Raw genomic sequence first — 19,300 nt, 5'->3', positions numbered from 1 at the left:
ACAACGCTCCTTCTTTAAAAAGAATGCCCGATCAGCATATCTTCTTTAGCTTCTTTTACTTTATTTGTAATCGTTAGTGCTGCTACTGCTCCCGCTAATGCAGAAACAATTAAAAACCAACAGACAGCAGTATACGAACCATTAAAAACTGTCAGAATGAACCCGATAACCAGTGGTGAAATCCCTCCTGCAATCTGCCCACCGAAGGAAACAAATCCTGTTACAGAACCAGATAACTCCTGATCTGAATACTTAATAATCATTGTATACAAGGCTGTTCCAATAAAAGAGATTGCAATCGCGTTAAACGTCAAATAAACAATCCCAAGCGTGACAGACGATGCGTGAAACATTAAATATAAAAAGACACTCGAAGCTAGTAATCCGCCCATTGCTAGATATTTTTCTCTACCTACCATATATTTATCTAGTATCAAACCGCTTACATTAAACATGATAAAGGAAGAAATATATGGAATAGCCATTAAGGCACTTGCCGATAACAAGTCCAATCCTTGACTAACCAAATAAGAGGGCATCCATGTAATCATTCCCCAATTCACGATATTAGAAAAGAATTTCGTAAAGAGAAATTTCCAAAAATTATTCGTTTTAAACACCATTTTATAATGGATTTTCTTGCTAGCTTGTGCCTCAGCTGCTCTTTGCTTATCATCTGAAGACTTCAAATAAGCCCAAATGGCCCAGGCTATAAAAACGCCTGCAATCCCAATGCTAACAAACATCCATCTCCATCCGAATGAAACCAACAAAAAACCGATCGCTATAGAGCCTATTACACCACCTGCAGTTTGCGCAGATAGAAAGAATGAGCTTGCTCGACCTCGTTCATTTTCTCCAAAGTTATCAGCAATCGAGCGCATACTAGCTGGAAAAACACTGCCTTCCGCTAATCCAAATAGGAGACGAATGAAGAGGAGTGAAATAAATGACCAGGCAAGGCTTGTCAGAGCTGTAAAAAATGAAAATCCAATGACGGAAACAAACAAGACATTTCGTGCACCATACTTATCAGTAAGCCATCCACCGATCGGATGCATCAGAGCATAGCTAAAAAAGAAAATACTCAACACTAAACCAGCTTCAAAAGAGTTCAGGTCTAAGGCTTTCTGAATAGGAATAATGGCGACGTTCATGGATGTTTTATCAATATGACTTAATAACATCCCTAAAAATAAGAGTATAATAATGATCGATTTACGCTTTTTATCAGCCGCATACACTTGCATTTCACACACTCCTTTTCATTGAATGGGTAAGTCTTCTTTCTAATTCACTAAACGTGCCGCTCCTTCCCAGAAAGGTTTTCTTAGCGCTTTCTTATCAATCTTTCCTACCATTGTAAGTGGTAAAGATGTCTCGAAAATAATCTCCTTTGGCACCATATAGGAAGCGGTACGTTGCTTACAAAACTCGATTAATTCTTCTTTCGTACACGTTTCACCTTCACGTAGCACTGCGACTAAACAAACCGCCTCCCCCCAATCATTGTGCGGGATGCCGATGCAAGCACACATAGCCACCTTCGAATGCTGGTTCACAATTCTTTCTACTTCAGCAGGATACACATTGAAGCCACCCGAAATAATCATATCCTTTTTCCGTTCGACAATATGAAGATAGCCTTGTTCATCGAATTGTCCAATGTCACCTGTAAAGAACCAGCCATCCTGAAATGCCTCTGCTGTTAGATCAGGTCTATTGTAATAACCAATGGATACAGAAGGTGTTTTGACTGCAATTTCACCTGGCTGCAATGGTTGAACGTCTTGGCCCTTATCGTCGACTAAGCGAATTTGGGTAAGCATACACGGTTTTCCACAGCTCTTTAACACCTCCAAATTGTGCTCATAGGCAAAAAAGTGATCGCTTTTTGTCAATCTGGCAATGACGATACTGCATTCCGTCATGCCATACTGCTGTCTAAAAATAGGACCAAAAATTTCAAACGCTTCTTTCAAACGTTCAGAGGAAATGGGTGATGACCCATAATTGATATTGCGTAATGAGCTGACATCATAGTTTTTTTGCTTGGCCTCATCAATTAGCCGATAAATAATCGTTGGCACAACAAAGGTGCTTGTAATCCGCTCCGTTTGTACAATTTGCATAAATTGTTGTGGATGAAATGCCTTCATGATATAGACATGACATCCGGATGCAAGTGACCTTTGTAGCAACACGCCTGCCGCATGGATAATGGGCGTACAAAACAACACCTTGTCTCGGTCATCATATGGATACTCCATGCAAGAAGCCATCAGAGAGGCCCCAAAACCTCGCTGAGAGTGCATGACTCCTTTTGGCGTTCCAGTTGTGCCACCTGTGTAGGATAGGATGGCTACATCATCTAATGAGGCATCAGGAAAGACGTCACAGCCTTTTTTATGCTCTATCTTCATACGATAAAATTCTTCCGGGTAGTCAATGCCAAACCCCGGCACACCAACAACAGTAACGGTTTGTTTGCCGATTTCTTGTTGATAGCTTAGAACAGATGCTATATGCTTCTGCGTGGCCATAATGATGACTTGAGGCTCCGCATCTCTTAAAATAAACTCAATTTCCTTCATGCCTAGCTTATCATTTAACGGAACGACCGTAGCTCCACACCGACTGACAGCAAGATTGTAGACAACATTTTCAATACTATTTGGAATGAGAACTGCAACACGCTTTCCGACTTGTACGCCAAGACGAACTAACTGGCTTGCTGCCGCATCAACTTGTTCCCGTAATGTCTTATAAGTAATCGTTTCATTTGTCTCTACACAAGTAAGCGCTGGCTGTCTATCAAATTTATTTAAACTAGTAAATAGAAAAGCTTGAAACGTTATAGCATCCATGTAAACTTCCTCCTTTAGGTAAATAATCGTTTCGAAAGACGATGTATTTATGATTGACTCAGCAATTCTTTAGCTATTATGTTTTTCTGAATTTCAGATGTACCCGTCAAAATTCTAAACATCCGTACATCTCGATACATTTTCTCTACAGGATGTCCTTTCATTAACCCTTGACCACCCAAGATTTGAACTGCCTTGTCTGCCACTCGATTGGCAACCTCAGAGGTATACAGTTTCACCATAGATGCTTGCCCTCTCACGTTTTCACCATGGTCCATACGTTCGATCACATCGTAGAGCATACAACGTGCTGCATAGAGTTCAGTGGCCATTTCCGCTAACATATGTTGAATAGCTTGAAATTCCGCAATTGGTTTACCAAACTGTCTACGCTCTTTGGCATGGTCAACTGCTTCATCTAATAGCCGTTGTGCTACCCCAAGGTAGGTAGCTCCCCAAGACGCTCTGTTTTCATTGATTCTGTTAAGCCCCAGCATCAATCCCTTGCCTCGTTGACCGAGAATATTTGTAGAAGGCACTCGGCATTGGTTAAAAATTAGCTCAGCTGTACTATGTTCTCCCGATATAGGCACTTGAATTTTGCCGAGTTCAAAACCTGGTCGTTCCTCTGTCTGTTTCTCTACAATAAAGGCAGTAACGCTTACATTAGTTGGCTCTACCATTTCCTTTGCCAAAACAATTGCCCAGTCAGCATAGGGAGCAGCGCTAATAAAATGCTTTTTCCCATGTAATATGTAGCTATCACCATCCCGTATAGCTGTTGTTTGAATGGCACGGGCATCAGATCCTGCACCAGGTTCTGATAATGCAAAACAACAACCCGCTTCAGCATTAATCACTGGCATGACGTATTTTGTTAATTGGTCTGGCATAAAAACGTTTACCATCTGACCAATACGTAAAGGCCCACCGATTTCACCCAAAACATGCCCCCATAAAACCGCGCCTGATTTTGCAAGCTCTTCCTTTAAAACACATAGTCCCTTTAAGCTAAGCGACTGCCCTCCCAACTCCTTTGGTAGGTTGATACCATAAAATCCAAGCTCCTTTGATCGCTTTCGAACCCATGTAATTTGCTCCATCGAAATCTTCTGCTCTGCATCCATTTCATGCTCCCGTTCAAACGGTAATAGTTCATTGTCAATAAACGCTCGTAACTTCTCCTTTAACTGATCAAGATACTCAATTGTCCCTGTTGCTTGCATACTATACTCCTTTCCAACTCTCGTTCAATCTCAGAACGAAAACGTTTTCACTTTAAATTTTTAGAATAATAAAAATATTCTTGCTCATTATTTTATATATGGCTGTGAATAAAGTAAAATGGTAAAATATCATAGATACTTGAATATAATTCATATAAAAAGAGGGATGATTGTGCATATAGAGCAATTAAAATATATTGTTGAGGTAGCTAAAACACGATCGATTTCCATCGCAGCACAGAATCTTCATGTTTCACAATCAACGATCAGTAAATCCATTACGAACTTAGAGCAAGAATTACGTATTTCCTTGTTTACACGTTCACGGCTAGGCGCCATACCAACAGCCGAAGGGAAAAATATCATAAAAAAAGCCTATGAAATTGTGATGAAGTTGGAAGAAATACAGGAAGAAGCACAGGAGCAAACCTCCCTCATAAACGGGGAATTGAATATAACGGCTAGCCCTAGCTTCTTTCTGCCCATTTTACTTAAAGCGTTAACCAGCTTTAAAAAAGATTACCCTTCCTTTCGTATCCATATGACCGAAAAAAAGTCACCAACGATTATTGAAGAAGTGATTCAAGGGAAGATCGATATTGGCTTAGCGATGCTTGATGATATTGATTGGAATGCACATGAAGAATTGGTTTTCGAAGCCTTACTAGAGGGCAAAATCATGGTATGTGTCAGCAAGCATTCTCCACTTGCATTTAGTGACTATATCACACCTGAGGAGCTAATCCATGAAACAATCGTCATGTATGATGGGGTAATATGGAAGGATTCTATTACAAAATTTATGCATAAGTATGGCCCTCTTAATATTTTATTTACCACTAATAATACCGAAGTCATTAAAAAAGCCGTTGCTGAGGGCTTAGCCATCACCTTTTTGATGGATATAGCTTTACAGGATGATCATTATGTTACGAATGGAGAGATTGTCCCCATACCCTTAATAAATTTTGAATCCAATAAACGTTCCTTTGGATGGGTACGGTCTAAGAAAAAGCATTTCTCTTTGGCAGCAAGAGAGTTTTTAAAATACCTGAAAGCGAATATCGCCAAATCAGAATAAGAGCGTCTTTAAGATGCTTGCCCAATAAAAAAAGTGCCTAATTCTTTTGAATTAAGCACTTTTGTAGCATGGTTGATTAGAATGAGTGAAGCAGCTCATTGACGCCCCCTGGAAAGGACATTGGCGGAACGGAAATCAACTTCTCACCATGTTAGAAGATCTTATTCTGCTGGTGACACAACATGAAGTGCCTAATTCTTATGAATTAAGCACTTCAATGGAACTTAACTATTCGATGTTGTTTTCTGAAACGATTGGAGCGCATTAAAGAAACGAATGCCGTATTTTTCGAATTTTACTTCACCAATCCCACTAATATGTCGTAGCCCATCAAGCTCGGATGGTTTTTTATCACAAATTTCACGTAACGTTTTATCCGAAAATACAACAAATGGCGGTACCTTCTCCTCGTCGGCAATTTCTTTCCGTAGCACACGTAAATGTTCAAATAATGGATCATTATCCACCAGCTTCTTCACCGTGACAGCTTCCTTGCGCATGACGTGTCGATTGCCAAGCAGTACCTCCTTGCCTTCAGCTGATACATAAATTGTGGGGAATGTACCGTGCTTCACGGCCAGTAAGCCCTCAGCAATTAAAAATTCAATAAAGTTGGATACATCCTTTGAGGCATATTTTCCCTTTAAGATGCCATAGGTCGATAATCGGGCAAAGCCAAATTCAGCTATCTTTTGATTTTTAGAGCCAATTAACACCTGTGCCACCATGGTCTTACCGAATTTTTGGCCCATGCGTACAACACAGGCTAGCACCTTTTGCGCATCCTCCGTCACATCTGTTACTGCTCGTCCATCATTGCAGTTATTACAACGTCCACAAGGCTCCTCCTCCTCTTCCCCAAAATACGATAAAATCGCATTTTGGAGGCAGCCCTCTGTATGGCAGTAATCCACCATTGTTTGAAGTTTGGCTAGCTCCTGGGTAATACGCGCTTCATCCTGTGTTTGTTCAATAAGAAAACGCTGTGTTTGGACGTCGCCTGAAGCATACAATAAAATACACGCACTTGGCAGACCATCTCGCCCAGCACGGCCCGCTTCTTGGTAATAGCTCTCCATATTACGAGGCATCTGATAATGCAACACAAAGCGCACATTACTTTTATCAATACCCATACCAAAAGCATTCGTTGCCACCATGATACGTGCCTCATCTTTTAAAAATCGCTCCTGCTCAGCCATTCGCAAGTCCTCTGATAGACCCGCATGATATTTTGCAACGGCTTCTCCAGAGCGACTCAGCATATCATAAATCGCATCTACTGCTTTTCGAGTGGCAGCGTAAATGATGCCGACTTCCTGTTGATTTTTTTGTACATAATTTTTTATATAGCGTTCTTTATTTTCGCCAATTAACACGGAAAGCGCCAAATTCTCACGCGAAAAGCCTGTCATGACCGTTGCTCGCTCATCAATCGCTAACAATTGACGAATATCATCACAAACTGCTGGCGTCGCAGTGGCTGTCAGTGCTAAAACTGTGGGCTTTTGTGGCCATAGCTTAAAAAGCTTGTGGATGGAACGATAGCTTGGTCTAAAATCATGTCCCCATTGCGATATACAATGAGCCTCATCAATCGCTAGTAATGGCACAGATAAATACGACAATGCTTGAAGAAACGTAGTACTTTCTAGTCGCTCTGGTGCAATATAGAGGAGCTTTAAATAACCCGCACTCGCAAGTTGCATCGTTTCATCCACTTCCTGTGCCGTTAGCGTACTATTGATATAGGCTGCTGGAATGTTAGCCGTTCGTAAAGCCTCTACCTGATCTTGCATCAGTGAAATCAGAGGTGAAATGACGATGGTTAACCCCTCAAGCATCAACGCTGGAATTTGATAGCAAATGGACTTCCCTCCACCTGTTGGCATGACACAAAGGCTTGATTGCCCTTGTAATGTTTGTTCAATAATTTGTTCTTGACCTTGGCGAAAGGTTTCATAGCCAAAATGATGCTGTAGCATTTGTCTTGCTTGCTCCATGCAAAATTCACTCCTCATTTGTGAGACCAAGTAGCTTGTACTCGCCCTGTTCATTTTTTTCTAGCTCATACAGCATGTTGGAGTAGGCAAGTGCCTCCTGTCCAGCAGCATTCGTCAGCATATATTCCGTTTTGGCTTGCACGATGAGACGCTGTCCTTCTACGCGAATATCCTGAATGTCCGTGTCAGCGAAATGAATTTTGGCTTGTTTGGAAGCATAGTAGGCAACCATACTAGCCAAGGTTTCCTGTATCGCCTCTGTCCCGACAATGGGTTTCATGACACTTGCATCCTGAATTGTCACTGCCCCCTTTAAATGCTTGTGAAACGTATCTAAAAATAGCTTAATTTCATCGGTATTATAGGCAAATACATTTTCTCCATATTGTTCGATTGCTTGCTGTACAGCTTCTTTATCACCTTGTTCGATATAGGGATATAAATTTTTCGATTGGGATAGTCGTACACTGGCTGTCATGCCCTCGTCAATCCATTCATCAATGGATGATTGAAATTCCTTTATAGGCAATATGTATGGCTGGGACTCTCCCTGCTGTTGTCGATTAACATAAAGACCGACAATGGCTCCATTTTCAGCCTCCATGACAGGGCTTCCTAGAGGTATGGATTGTTCTGCTTTTATAAAATAGGCCGCTACCTTATCTTGGTATTTTTGAATCGTATAAGGTAAACCATTCACATAAACAGCTAGCTGATTGAGCTCACCTTCATAGAGATTAGGCACTTGCACATCCGCTTGATAGGATACTCGTAACATGGCCATATTATAGGCTGTTGACATGACATGAATAGTTGCTGCTACCAGCTTGTCCTCACCAAATTGAACAAGGGCAGTAGGTTTGGATGCCACCAGTGCGCCATTCGTTAAAACATACAGTTGATCATCCTGTTGCTTGATAATAATACCTGCACCAACACCATGCTCTCCAATCACTTTGACCTCTGGCACAATTTTTTCCTGTTGCTTCGTCACCGCTCCCTCTGTTTGCACATCTGCCTTTTTATTTTGAAACCAACCTGTACCTATTTGACTGTCACAGCCTGCTACAAGTAAAGCTGTCGCTCCTAAAACGAGCATCTTTTTATACATACCTTCACCAAAACTTTCTATTCAACATTCTCTCTTCTCTATCATAATCAAGGCGTGAGGATGTTTCAAGTTTACATAATACTATTATGAAATAATCAATATTAGAAAAATGCAGCTACTTTGCTCAATTCATTTCTTTCTACCTATTAATATTGATGGAAGACGCAATTTGCTGTGAGGATGGAAGGATATCATACCCTCAAAATAATTTTCACCAAAAAAGACATGTGCAACGTCACACATGTCTCTTACGATGTTTTTTTTCTTAGCAGTCCAGTCGTTGCCAAAATGCCAAGCATTAATAAGAGAAAGATCAGATACGTCCATGTATGATTACCTGTTAAATCATTGCAAACGCCTATTAGGATGGGGATAATCGCACTTACCATAAAGCCACCTGCTAGCACCATGGATGACCAGCTCGTGGCCTCCTGATCATTTTTGGCTTCATCAAGAGGCAACAATAGACCGATTGGAAATAGCCCACTTAACATAATGCCAATTAATAATATAGCCAGCCATAGGTAAATACCCGATGTGAGCCACAGTAGCATAAATCCAATCACGCCAACAAAGCTTAGCACTAGTAGCCAGGCCATTCGACTAGGCCATTTTTCCATGAGAAGTGGCACCGTCATATTCCCTATCATTTGCACAACGGACATTATGGTCAACATGGCACTTGCTGCCTCTAATGACAGGCCTTTATCCTGTAGTAGCGGTGTGAGCCATGACATGATCGAGAAAAAGAGCGACGTTTGTAAACCAAAGTACAAGAGGATCACCCAAGCACGTCTAGATGTCCACGGATTACGGGCATGTTCTGTCGCAGTTACTTGTTGCAGCTGCTCGTTGTGCCCGGATGGAATCGCCCATAGCCAGATAACGAGCGCGACTACGGCGAGTATTGACCACATGCCGAGGGCGACTGTCCAGCTATTACCGAACCCCTGATAAAAAGTCACGGTTAAGGCTGCGCTTAAAGTAGCCCCTACGCCAATACCGAATGAATAAATACCGACAACTGTCGTGAAGCGTTCGGGAAACTTTTTCTTAATATAAGCATTTAAAATAGGACCAATCATCGCAATCGCTAAGCCTGCTGCGAAGCTTGTCACGATGAGCAAGAAATAGCTTGCTTGGAAAAAGCGTAGCCCATTGGCGACAACAAGGAGGGTCACTAAAAGGGTGATAGCTGATTTCGTGCCCATTTTTCGCTGTAGCGGGACAGCCAAAGGTGCAAACAAGCCCATACAAAAAACGGGGATGGATGTAAGAAAGCTGATGCTTGTAGTCGAGACATGTAACGATGTCATCAGCACATTAAAAAGCGGTCCTATTCCCGTTACGGCTGGTCTCATGTTGAGTGCTACAAAAAATATACTAATGACCACTAGGGTGAGTGAAACGGTCCATTGTTTTTTAGCCATTTATTCGATCCTCTCTACTATTACGCAACATTCATTTATGAAAAACTTGCATCGATTCCTCTATCCTTTTACCATGTTTTCGATGGATGGTCAATGATTGGACCGTTTGCTTTTAAATGGCTAATGTTCATTACATATTTTTAGGGGATTCAATACCCAATAAGGCTAAAGACTCTTTTAAGACAATGGCCACACTATGACAAAGTGCGAGACGTGATGCTTGTTGTTCATCATCTGCTAATATTTTGTGCTGTGCATAATATTTATTCAATAAACGTGCCAGTAGTAAGGCATATTTCGCTATTTGGGACGGATCAGCCTGCTCAAAAGCCATAGCTACCGCTTTTGGAAACTGCTCCAGTAATAAGATAATCGGCCAAGCCTGCTCACCTAATGGTGTGAACATCATGTCTTGAGATGGTGCATTTGCTTTGTCTAAAATGGAGCAAATACGCGCATACGTATACTGCACATATGGTCCTGTTTCCCCTTCAAAATTCATCATTTGTTCGATTGAAAATTCAATATCGTTTAGGCGGTGGTATTTTAAATCATTAAAAATTACTGCTCCAACGCCCACTTGCTGTGCTACTCGCTCTTTATTTGGAAGATGAGGATTTTTCTCCTCAATATTACGCTTCGCCGTCACAATGGCCTCTGCTAGCACATCTGCTAATAACACCACTTTGCCTTTACGAGTCGACATTTTTTTACCATCCTTCAGCATCATGCCAAATGGGACATGCTGTAGATTCGTTGCCCAAGGATAGCCCATTTTTTCGATGACCTGAAAAAGCTGTTTAAAATGGAGGGACTGCTCATTACCAACGACATAGAACATCTTTTTGGGCTGGTAGTGCTGTTGGCGATACAGGGCGGCTGCTAAATCACGCGTTGCATAAAGTGTGGCCCCATCCGTTTTCGTTATTAAACATGGAGGCATCTCCCCCATCTCCACAACATACGCTCCGTCTGATTCCACGAGGAGCCCTTTGTCTGTTAGCTCTGTCACAACCGGTGTCATTTTGTCATTGTAAAAGGCTTCACCTGTAAAGGCATCAAAATCAATTCCTAACAGCTCATATATTGTTTGAAACTCTACTAATGACACATCTCGGAACCATTGCCACAATGCCAGTGCCTCTGCATCACCGTCCTCCAATGCTTTAAAGGCGGCACGAGCCTGCTCATTCAGTGTTGGATCTTGCTCTGCCTCTTCATGAAATTTCACATAAATCTTTAATAGCTCCTCAATCGGTGACGCTGAAATGGCCTGTTTGTTTCCCCATAGTTGATAAGCAACAATCAGCTTACCAAACTGTGTACCCCAGTCCCCTAAATGATTGATACGAATGGCTTGATAGCCATTTTTCTCTGCAATATTTGCTAAGGCATTGCCGATGACCGTTGAACGTAAATGTCCCATCGAGAATGGCTTCGCTATATTTGGAGATGAAAAATCCAAAACGACAGCTCCCATCTTTGTTGGCATAGTGCCATATTGTTGCTTGTCGCGCAGAATCTTGCTTAACACCTGTTGCGTCACCTTTTCTTGAGCTAGAAAAATATTGACATAGCCTCCAACGGCTTGCACACGCTGGATACTGTCATGGTTTAATTGACTTGCTATATCTGCTGCGATACTTTGTGGAGACTTTTTCCACACTTTTGCTAGAGTAAAGCATGGAAAGGCCACGTCCCCTAGCTCCAAGCTTTTTGGTTTTTCTAATAATGACAATATTTCCTCTCCTGTTATTTGTTGATTTAATGCGACTGCTATACTGTCCGCGATTTGTTTATTCATCTTGATTCTCCTCCTGTCCAAATAAAAAAGCCCTCGCCTCTAAAATTAGAGACGAGAGCATGATAATCCCGTGGTACCACTCTAGTTGCCATGTGACATGACCACTTTCCATTGTTAACGAGGTGACGCCCCGCTATTCTCTACTACTTGTTCGAGAATCTTCTCCAAAGTGCGCTTCATTCATGGTCCCTGCATTAGGCTCACACCATCCCTAACTCGCTTGCCAGTCATCCCATCAATTACTCTCTTTTTCATCGATTTTTTCTATGATTTTTACATATATTACCTGACTTCCTTATTGGCGTCAACCATTTTTACTGTAAAATGACGGTACTTAGCAATTGACATATCGAGATAATTCGATATATTATCGTCATATGGAACCAATTGAAATTTTCAAAGCGCTATCAAACGAGACGAGGCTAAACATCTTACAGTGGCTGAAGGAACCTGAGAAACATTTCCCAAAAGTGAGTATCGAAGGAGGCGTGTGTGTTGGTGATATTCAAGAGAAAGCTAAAACTTCTCAATCAACCGTTTCTCACTACTTAAATATGATGCAAAAAGCTGGACTTCTCGAATCTTTTCGTCATGGTCAATGGACATATTATAAATTAAAAGAAGAAACGATTCATCAAATTGCTTCGTTTCTTGTCTCAGAGACCCAAAATGATTAATTGGGTCTCTGTTTTAGTTATTATATCGATTATTCACGATAAATAGATACGCTGTATTGATTAGGTTTCGCATAATATATCGATTATTCTCGATATATAAATATAAAAGGAGAGTCATTATTTGATGAAAGAAAATACACTTAGTCATAAACATAAAATTTTAGCCTTTACCTTAACATTATTAACTTTTGTCATGGGAACAAGTGAATTTGTCATTGTAGGATTATTAACAGAGGTTTCGACAGATTTAGGCATTACCATTGCCACTGCTGGTTCCTTGGTTTCTGGATTTGCGATTGCCTATGCCATTGGTACACCTATCTTAACTGTTTTTGTTAGTAGATTTGCAAAATATCCACTCATGTTACTGTTCATTGCTATCTTTATACTTGGAAATATCGTAAGTGCCTTAGCTAGTTCCTATGGTATTTTAATGACTTCTAGAGTTGTTACGGCTGTTGTCAGCGGTGTGCTAACAGCATTATCTATGTCTTTAGCAAATGATTGTATGCCAAAGGAAAAAAGATCCTCTATCATTGCCTTAATATTTGCTGGTTTTACGATTGCCAACGTTATGGGTGTACCGCTAGGAACGATGGTGGGTCAATGGAGTAATTGGCATATGACATTCTGGTTAACGGCTCTATTAGGAGGGATTGCCTTTGTCATCAGCCTCTTTGTGCTACCTCGGAATAGTAAAGGAACAAAAGGTTCGCTATCAGACCAATTAAGTTTATTTAAGCAACCTAAAATCATTCTAGCATTCTTCATTCCTGTTTTTACGATTGCTGGAACATACACAATCTATACTTTTATTACGCCAATTTTAGAAAACAAACTTGGGATTGATACGAAATATATAAGTATTGTTCTGTTAATCTATGGTTTTTTTTCAATCTTTAGCAATCTTTTAGCTGGCAAGATCGCTCAACATAACGGTCTTAGTAAATTGCGCTATACATTCATCTTTCAGGCCATTATCTTATTTACCCTCTATTTCACGCTATCCTCCACGTGGCTGGGACTCATGAGTATTATGTTAATGGCTGTCATGCTTTATGCTGTGAATGCAACTGTTCAACTATACTTCATGGATCTAGCAGAAAGGTATTCCCCGTCTGCCAAAGACTTTGCATCCTCGTTAACCCCTGTAGCCGTTAATGTGGGCATTGCATTAGGTGCCGCAATTGGAGGGATTGTTGTTGCCACGGGGAATCTAGACAAACTATCATGGGCTGGTGGAATGTTAGCACTCATAGCTTCCGTGCTAACATATATAAGCTATCAATTGGATCAAAAGGATAGACAATAGAAAAAAAAGAAACATTCCTCAAGAAGAGGAGTGTTTCTTTTCTACATAATGAATCACATCAGCCATAATGGCATACATCTCTTTTAATTTTAGTTCCTTATTGTCAGAGATTTTTTTGGCTACCTGCTCCGTGACCATTCCTTTTTCAACTAATGTATCCCAGCTAGTCGCATTGGATTCACCGATGAGGACATCAGCCAAATACTGAGCTAGCTCATCTCGTTCAATAGCTTCATCGCCTTGATTATAAACTTTATTGATGACAATTTCGAGCTGATCCTTCATTCCTGATGCACTTTCTCCACCAGCACGGAGCATACTCTCTTTTAACATTTTAGCAAACTTTATTTTTGTCGCCTTACTGTCTACTTTTAAGTCATTATCATAGCCACCCACTACAAGGCCATAATTAATGAGCGTTTGAATGGCTTCATCATACCATTCCCCTTGATATGGATAGTCTACAGAAAATGAATCGACATAGGCACCTTGTTTAGTCAATTGCTCTCGTAACGTAGTGATTAATTTTTTATCCTTGCTCATGTCTCTAAAGGTTACATCCTGCTTCTGTGCAAGAGCAGCCGCAGTCCCAGCCGCTTCCCCTGTCACCATCCCTGTAGGAACAATGCGGGCACTACCAGCAGCGAGTGATGAATAACCTGCAGAGCGTCCAACTACCAGTAAGCCATCAATGTCCTTTGGTACTAACGAACGGAAAGGAATGGCATATTGCTTTGGTGCAGCAATCACATAGCCGTAATCATGAGGCGTTTGTGCTTGCACATCGACTGGATAAGAGGCAATCCCAATGCTATCCCACTGATCACTATTTTTCCAAAGGTCAGCCATTGGTAATTGATACTCTGCCCAAATATGTCTCGTTTCTCGTACATAGAGTTCTTCTGGATAGCTAACAATTTCAGCCTTTTCAAACCCAGGGAAGTTTGCTTGTAAATATTTTAGAATATGTAGCGTTTCCTTCTTCCCTGCGACAATGGCCGCTTGTTTTGAAGGCTCGTTCAAGCCATCAATACCAAAAATCTGTAGGGCATTAATGAAATATTCATCATCTACACGTGCTAAATTCAACCCTCGTAACCTTGTGCCCTCTTGCAAAGGCTTGTATTCATCATGCAGCTTTGTAAAGCCCCACATAACGGTATGATTTAAATTGGCACCGCCAAATACATTGGATTTAGCTGCTTTTTTCACTTCATCCCAATCGACATTTTTTAAATGCAGCATTAAGGTCACAGCCATGCGTTTATCCTTTATGCCAATATCTTCCCCACCTACAAAGAAAGGAACGCCCGACATGGCAGCAAAATCAGCATCCTGTGTGGCATCAATGAATGATTTTCCTGTCACAACATATGTACCGTACTCATTTTTTAATTCCACAGACGTTAATTGTTGTTGTTTGACATTCGCTTTCACGACCTCGGTTTGCACGGATAAGGTTAAGTTAGGCTCTTCATCGATCAGCTTTTTAAAGGCAGCCTTAGCACCTACAATGCCAAAAGCGTCTTTCCCTCTAACAAGCTCATGCCATTCCTTAAATATCCCCTCACTAATCGAGTTGTTATGGCCATCACGAGGAATGTCGAGGAAATTCAGCATACCATATGTAAATAATCCACCTAACTCTTGTCGTTTTTCGACCAGCAATGTTTTCGCACCATTTCGTGCAGCAGCCACCGCCGCAGCCACACCCTCTGGTTCACCACCGATGACGATGACATCATATTCTGCCTCTATATGTTCAATTGGTTCTGGCTTTTTATACTCATCCACTAATTTATTGTATGCCATAGAGTTTGTTATATCTTTAATAAAATAGTAGCTACCAAACCCAAGTAAAACTACTATTACACAAGTGGCTGTCCATAATAAGCCCTTACCCATAATATACCTCCAATTGTTAAAATTTCCATCGATGTGTTTATTTAATCATCATTCCCGCCTCAAGGGCTGAATGTCCTAGTTGAATGCAGGCATATCATTACCGCAAACGAATAATGCTTTTGCTTACAGTATTCTCTATGAAATTATCATCAAGATAAATGAATGAAATCATTTATGAGGATTGTGATGTTTTTTATTCTAACTTTAGCAACATCAATCTAGTATGAATGAAAGAGCAACGAATAGCTGGCATTCAAAACGGGGATGGGCTTGTGGGCACCAGTGATGATTTACTTGACATAAAAAAACAGTCAGAATCATTTTAGACGATAACTTTGTGAAGAAGCAACTAAAATCCCCATGGTAAATGATGTAAAATTTCTATTCTTTTTCAAAAATAGTTAATCACACTACAATATAGACGCCTCACGCTCGCAGAAAGTTACACCAAATTTAATTTTTTATTGTATCTTTATTCAGTTTATGATTAACAAAAAATGTGGAAAGAACGCCAAACCTTGATTTAATAATGTTTATAGACTATGGAACATATTTCATGCTATACTAGAGCCATTGTGAAAAAAGGAGGAACTTGCATGATTCAAGTTAGTAATGTAGGTCTTCGCTATGGCGATCGTAAACTATTTGAAGACGTAAATATAAAATTCACACCAGGCAATTGCTACGGTTTAATTGGGGCAAATGGTGCTGGTAAATCAACATTTTTAAAAATCCTTTCTGGTGAAATTGAAGCACAGGAAGGGAATGTATCGATGGGTAAGGACGAACGTTTATCTGTCCTGAAACAAAACCACTTCGAATACGATGAGCATACAGTACTCGACACAGTCATTATGGGGAATAAACGCCTCTATGACGTGAAAACAGAAAAAGATGCTATCTATGCAAAGGAAGACTTCTCAGATGAGGATGGCATGCGTGCTGCAGAGCTAGAAGGTGAATTTGCAGAGCTAAACGGTTGGGAAGCTGAATCAGAAGCGGCTACACTATTAAACGGTTTAGGTATCTCAGATGATCTTCATTACATGCTCATGGGTGATCTTGAAGGTTCTGACAAAGTCAAAGTATTACTTGCACAGGCACTATTTGGTCAGCCTGATGTGCTACTACTCGATGAGCCTACCAACCACCTTGACTTAAAGGCGATTCAATGGCTGGAAGAGTTCCTCATTAACTTTGAGAATACAGTTATTGTTGTATCCCATGACCGTCACTTCTTAAACAAAGTATGTACACATATTGCGGATTTGGACTTCTCGAAAATCCAATTATATGTAGGGAACTATGATTTCTGGTATGAATCTTCTCAATTAGCGCAAAAAATGGCACAAGACCAAAATTCGAAAAAAGAAGAGAAAATTAAAGAATTACAAGCGTTTATCGCACGTTTCTCTGCGAATGCTTCTAAATCGAAGCAAGCAACATCTCGTAAAAAAATGCTGGATAAAATTGAGCTGGATGATATTAAGCCATCAAGCCGTAAATATCCATTCATCAACTTCCAAATCGGTCGTGAAATCGGTAATGATGTCCTAACAGTAGAAGGCCTAACGGCAAGTAATGAAGGTGAAACATTATTCAAGGACATTCGCTTCTCATTGAACAAAGAAGATAAAATTGTTTTACTTGGTAGCCCTATGGCAAAAACAGCACTTCTTGATATTTTAATGGAAGAAAAAGAAGCGGATGCTGGCACATTTAAATGGGGTGTAACGACATCTCAAAGCTACTTCGAAAACGATCATGACAAGTACTTCGAAGGTTCTGAGAAAACATTAGTGGAATGGCTACGTCAATATTCTCCAGATGATGAAACAGAAAGCTTCCTACGTGGTTTCCTAGGACGTATGTTATTCTCTGGTGAAGAAGTGAAAAAATCCCCTGCTGTTCTATCAGGGGGCGAAAAAGTACGTTGTATGCTATCCAAAATGATGCTTGCGACAGCAAACGTTATTTTATTAGATGAACCAACGAACCACCTTGACCTTGAATCTATTCAAGCATTGAACGAGGGCTTAATTCGTTTCAAAGGCGCGATGATTTTCACATCTCATGACCATCAGTTTATCCAAACAATTGCTAACCGTGTCATCGAAATCCGTGAAGACGGCTCGATTTTAGATAAGCAATTAACATATGATGAATTTTTAGAGTGGAAAGATAGCCAAGGCTTAAGCTAAGCTTTACAAAAATCCTCTACCCCATGTTGGTAGAGGGTTTTTTTGTTTGCTAAATATGTATGTCTTTTTGCGTTTATCTGGTTTTTAAAGGATTAAAAGGATTTTTATAGAATAAAAGAGTATAGCATTGATGAGGGGGAAGCTTCGTGAAGAAAATTGCAATTATTTCAGATATTCATGGGAATAAAACGGCATTAGAGGCCGTGTTAACAGACATTCGCTTAAGAAAGATTGAAAGAATTTTTTGTTTAGGTGATCTAATCGGCAAAGGCCCTCAAGGATCTGCATGTATAGAGCTTATCCAACAGAACTGCGAACAAGTCGTTCGAGGCAATTGGGACGTATTTATTCAATCCCCTACTGATAATGATTATCTCCAATGGTTGAAAGATCGATTAACAGCAAAAGACTATCAGTACCTCGGATCCCTACCCTTCCATATTGACCTTGAGTTAAATGGGCAGCTAATAAGATTTTTCCATGCATCTCCAAGAAGTGAATTTGAACGTATCTTACCGAGTCATCCACTTGAAAAGCGTTTATCCATGTTTGAAAATAATGAAGTAACCAATTCAATCCATTACAAGAAACGCCCTGATATTGTGTTCTATGGCGATATCCATACAACTTTTTTACATACATATAAACAAGGAATTCTTTGTAATGTGGGGAGTGTCGGTAATTCACTTGACCTAACTTCCGCTTCCTATGCGATCCTAGATGGAACCTATTCAAACAATGCTATTCAATTTATTAGAGTACCATATGACCGTGAGGCTGAGCTAATGAGCGCAAAAGAGCTGGGTATGCCCCAATTAGATCAATATTATAATGAAATTATGTTTGCCAACTATCGAAATGCTTAGTACCGTCTCCATTCAAAAATGAAGAATCCATTTTAATGCCAAAATGGATTCTTTTTTGGTATTCAACGCTGGAAATACCATTGCAGCGCATTCTTATAAAGAATTTTATCAGCAGCCTGTTGATCAAATAGCTGTTGAATCAATTCCACATCCCCATCATGAAAAGGTCGTTTGGCTCTTGTGGACGGCAGATCTGTTCCAAAAATGAGCGCATCTGGATTGACGTTATAAATCGCTTGTAACGCATGTTTCACATCTAGCTCCACACGACCAAAGCCAGTCGCCTTGACACGTACCCCCTTATCTACCAACTTTAATAAATGTGGCAGCCCTTCTTCCGACAACCCTAAATGATCGATGGAGATGGCTGGTAAAGCTTCAATGGTGGCGGCTATCTCTGGTAATTCCTTCGCATTGATATAGAGCTCACTATGCCAGCCCACCAACTCATAAACCCTTCGTGCAAAGGTATCTAGCTGCGATAAATCCTCTGAGCCACCTCGTTTACTATTAAAGCGTAATGCCCTTACCCCATTGTTATGTAAATGAACAATTTCATCATCCGTAACTGAATAAGGTAATTGCGTTACCCCACAAAATGCGGGACCCAGCTGTTTCAATGCTTTTAATAAATAGGCTTGGTCAAATCCTTGAAAAGACCCTGATACAATGGCACCCCCTGCTATGTGGAGATTCACTGTATCCTTTTGATAATCCTCTACTACATAGCTTGGTGGTGTATATCCTTGATTTTCAATAATCGGAAAATCAAAGTCAATAATATGAAAATGGGCATCAAAAATTCTCATCATTCATC

General features: G+C 40.4%; 14 protein-coding genes and 1 other annotated feature. Of the genes, 5 read left to right on the top strand and 9 right to left on the bottom strand.

Going from position 1 to position 19,300, the window contains the following annotated elements; all coding sequences use genetic code 11:
* Positions 1-14: 14 nt before the first annotated feature.
* Genes MHB65_RS12085 through MHB65_RS12075 form a run of 3 tightly spaced genes read right to left on the bottom strand, consistent with a single transcriptional unit; the run spans position 15 to position 4,093 of the window.
* Positions 15-1,250 (bottom strand): MFS transporter, encoded by a 1,236-nt coding sequence (locus tag MHB65_RS12085; RefSeq protein ID WP_342443654.1) that lies wholly within the window; start codon positions 1,248-1,250, stop codon positions 15-17.
* A gap of 39 nt (positions 1,251-1,289) precedes the next feature.
* Positions 1,290-2,867: an AMP-binding protein gene (locus MHB65_RS12080; RefSeq protein ID WP_342443653.1), complete on the bottom strand. Its 1,578-nt coding sequence runs from the start codon at positions 2,865-2,867 to the stop codon at positions 1,290-1,292.
* A 47-nt stretch (positions 2,868-2,914) separates the two neighbouring features.
* Complete coding sequence (locus MHB65_RS12075) at positions 2,915-4,093, bottom strand: acyl-CoA dehydrogenase family protein (protein ID WP_342443652.1); 1,179 nt, start codon at positions 4,091-4,093, stop codon at positions 2,915-2,917.
* Positions 4,094-4,265: 172 nt separating this feature from the next.
* On the opposite strand from MHB65_RS12075, the gene MHB65_RS12070 reads away from it, so the two are divergent.
* Positions 4,266-5,174, top strand: coding sequence for a LysR family transcriptional regulator (locus MHB65_RS12070; protein WP_342443651.1), 909 nt, complete (start codon positions 4,266-4,268; stop codon positions 5,172-5,174).
* A gap of 224 nt (positions 5,175-5,398) precedes the next feature.
* Here the strand turns inward: MHB65_RS12070 and recQ are convergent, their stop codons facing one another.
* From recQ to argS, 4 genes are all read right to left on the bottom strand, one after another.
* Positions 5,399-7,177 (bottom strand): DNA helicase RecQ, encoded by a 1,779-nt coding sequence (gene recQ / locus MHB65_RS12065; protein ID WP_342443650.1) that lies wholly within the window; start codon positions 7,175-7,177, stop codon positions 5,399-5,401.
* A 7-nt stretch (positions 7,178-7,184) separates the two neighbouring features.
* Positions 7,185-8,288: a hypothetical protein gene (locus MHB65_RS12060; protein ID WP_342443649.1), complete on the bottom strand. Its 1,104-nt coding sequence runs from the start codon at positions 8,286-8,288 to the stop codon at positions 7,185-7,187.
* Between the two features lie 248 nt (positions 8,289-8,536).
* A complete protein-coding gene (locus tag MHB65_RS12055) occupies positions 8,537-9,718 on the bottom strand; it encodes an MFS transporter (RefSeq protein ID WP_342443648.1) in 1,182 nt (393 codons plus the stop codon).
* A gap of 130 nt (positions 9,719-9,848) precedes the next feature.
* The gene (gene argS, locus MHB65_RS12050; RefSeq protein WP_342443647.1) at positions 9,849-11,522 is read right to left on the bottom strand and encodes an arginine--tRNA ligase; all 1,674 of its coding nucleotides are present in this window, start codon (positions 11,520-11,522) and stop codon (positions 9,849-9,851) included.
* 44 nt (positions 11,523-11,566) lie between these two features.
* Positions 11,567-11,786, bottom strand: a binding site (T-box leader).
* Between the two features lie 113 nt (positions 11,787-11,899).
* On the opposite strand from argS, the gene MHB65_RS12045 reads away from it, so the two are divergent.
* Complete coding sequence (locus tag MHB65_RS12045) at positions 11,900-12,199, top strand: metalloregulator ArsR/SmtB family transcription factor (protein ID WP_342443732.1); 300 nt, start codon at positions 11,900-11,902, stop codon at positions 12,197-12,199.
* A 124-nt stretch (positions 12,200-12,323) separates the two neighbouring features.
* A complete protein-coding gene (locus MHB65_RS12040; protein ID WP_342443731.1) occupies positions 12,324-13,511 on the top strand; it encodes an MFS transporter in 1,188 nt (395 codons plus the stop codon).
* 18 nt (positions 13,512-13,529) lie between these two features.
* Here MHB65_RS12040 and MHB65_RS12035 read toward each other — a convergent pair whose 3' ends face one another.
* A complete protein-coding gene (locus tag MHB65_RS12035) occupies positions 13,530-15,416 on the bottom strand; it encodes an FAD-dependent oxidoreductase (protein WP_342443646.1) in 1,887 nt (628 codons plus the stop codon).
* A 596-nt stretch (positions 15,417-16,012) separates the two neighbouring features.
* Here MHB65_RS12035 and MHB65_RS12030 point away from each other — a divergent pair.
* Complete coding sequence (locus MHB65_RS12030; RefSeq protein WP_205443472.1) at positions 16,013-17,617, top strand: ATP-binding cassette domain-containing protein; 1,605 nt, start codon at positions 16,013-16,015, stop codon at positions 17,615-17,617.
* A gap of 146 nt (positions 17,618-17,763) precedes the next feature.
* Positions 17,764-18,483: a metallophosphoesterase family protein gene (locus MHB65_RS12025; protein WP_342443645.1), complete on the top strand. Its 720-nt coding sequence runs from the start codon at positions 17,764-17,766 to the stop codon at positions 18,481-18,483.
* A gap of 62 nt (positions 18,484-18,545) precedes the next feature.
* On the opposite strand, the gene MHB65_RS12020 is transcribed toward MHB65_RS12025, so the two are convergent.
* A complete protein-coding gene (locus MHB65_RS12020; protein WP_342443730.1) occupies positions 18,546-19,292 on the bottom strand; it encodes an amidohydrolase family protein in 747 nt (248 codons plus the stop codon).
* Positions 19,293-19,300: the final 8 nt, after the last annotated feature.

Source organism: Lysinibacillus sp. FSL K6-0075 (assembly GCF_038592945.1).
Taxonomy (GTDB): Bacteria; Bacillota; Bacilli; order Bacillales_A; family Planococcaceae; genus Lysinibacillus; species Lysinibacillus fusiformis_F.
The sequence above is the reverse complement of the archived record's forward strand: the minus strand, read 5'-3'. Positions and strand labels throughout refer to the sequence as shown.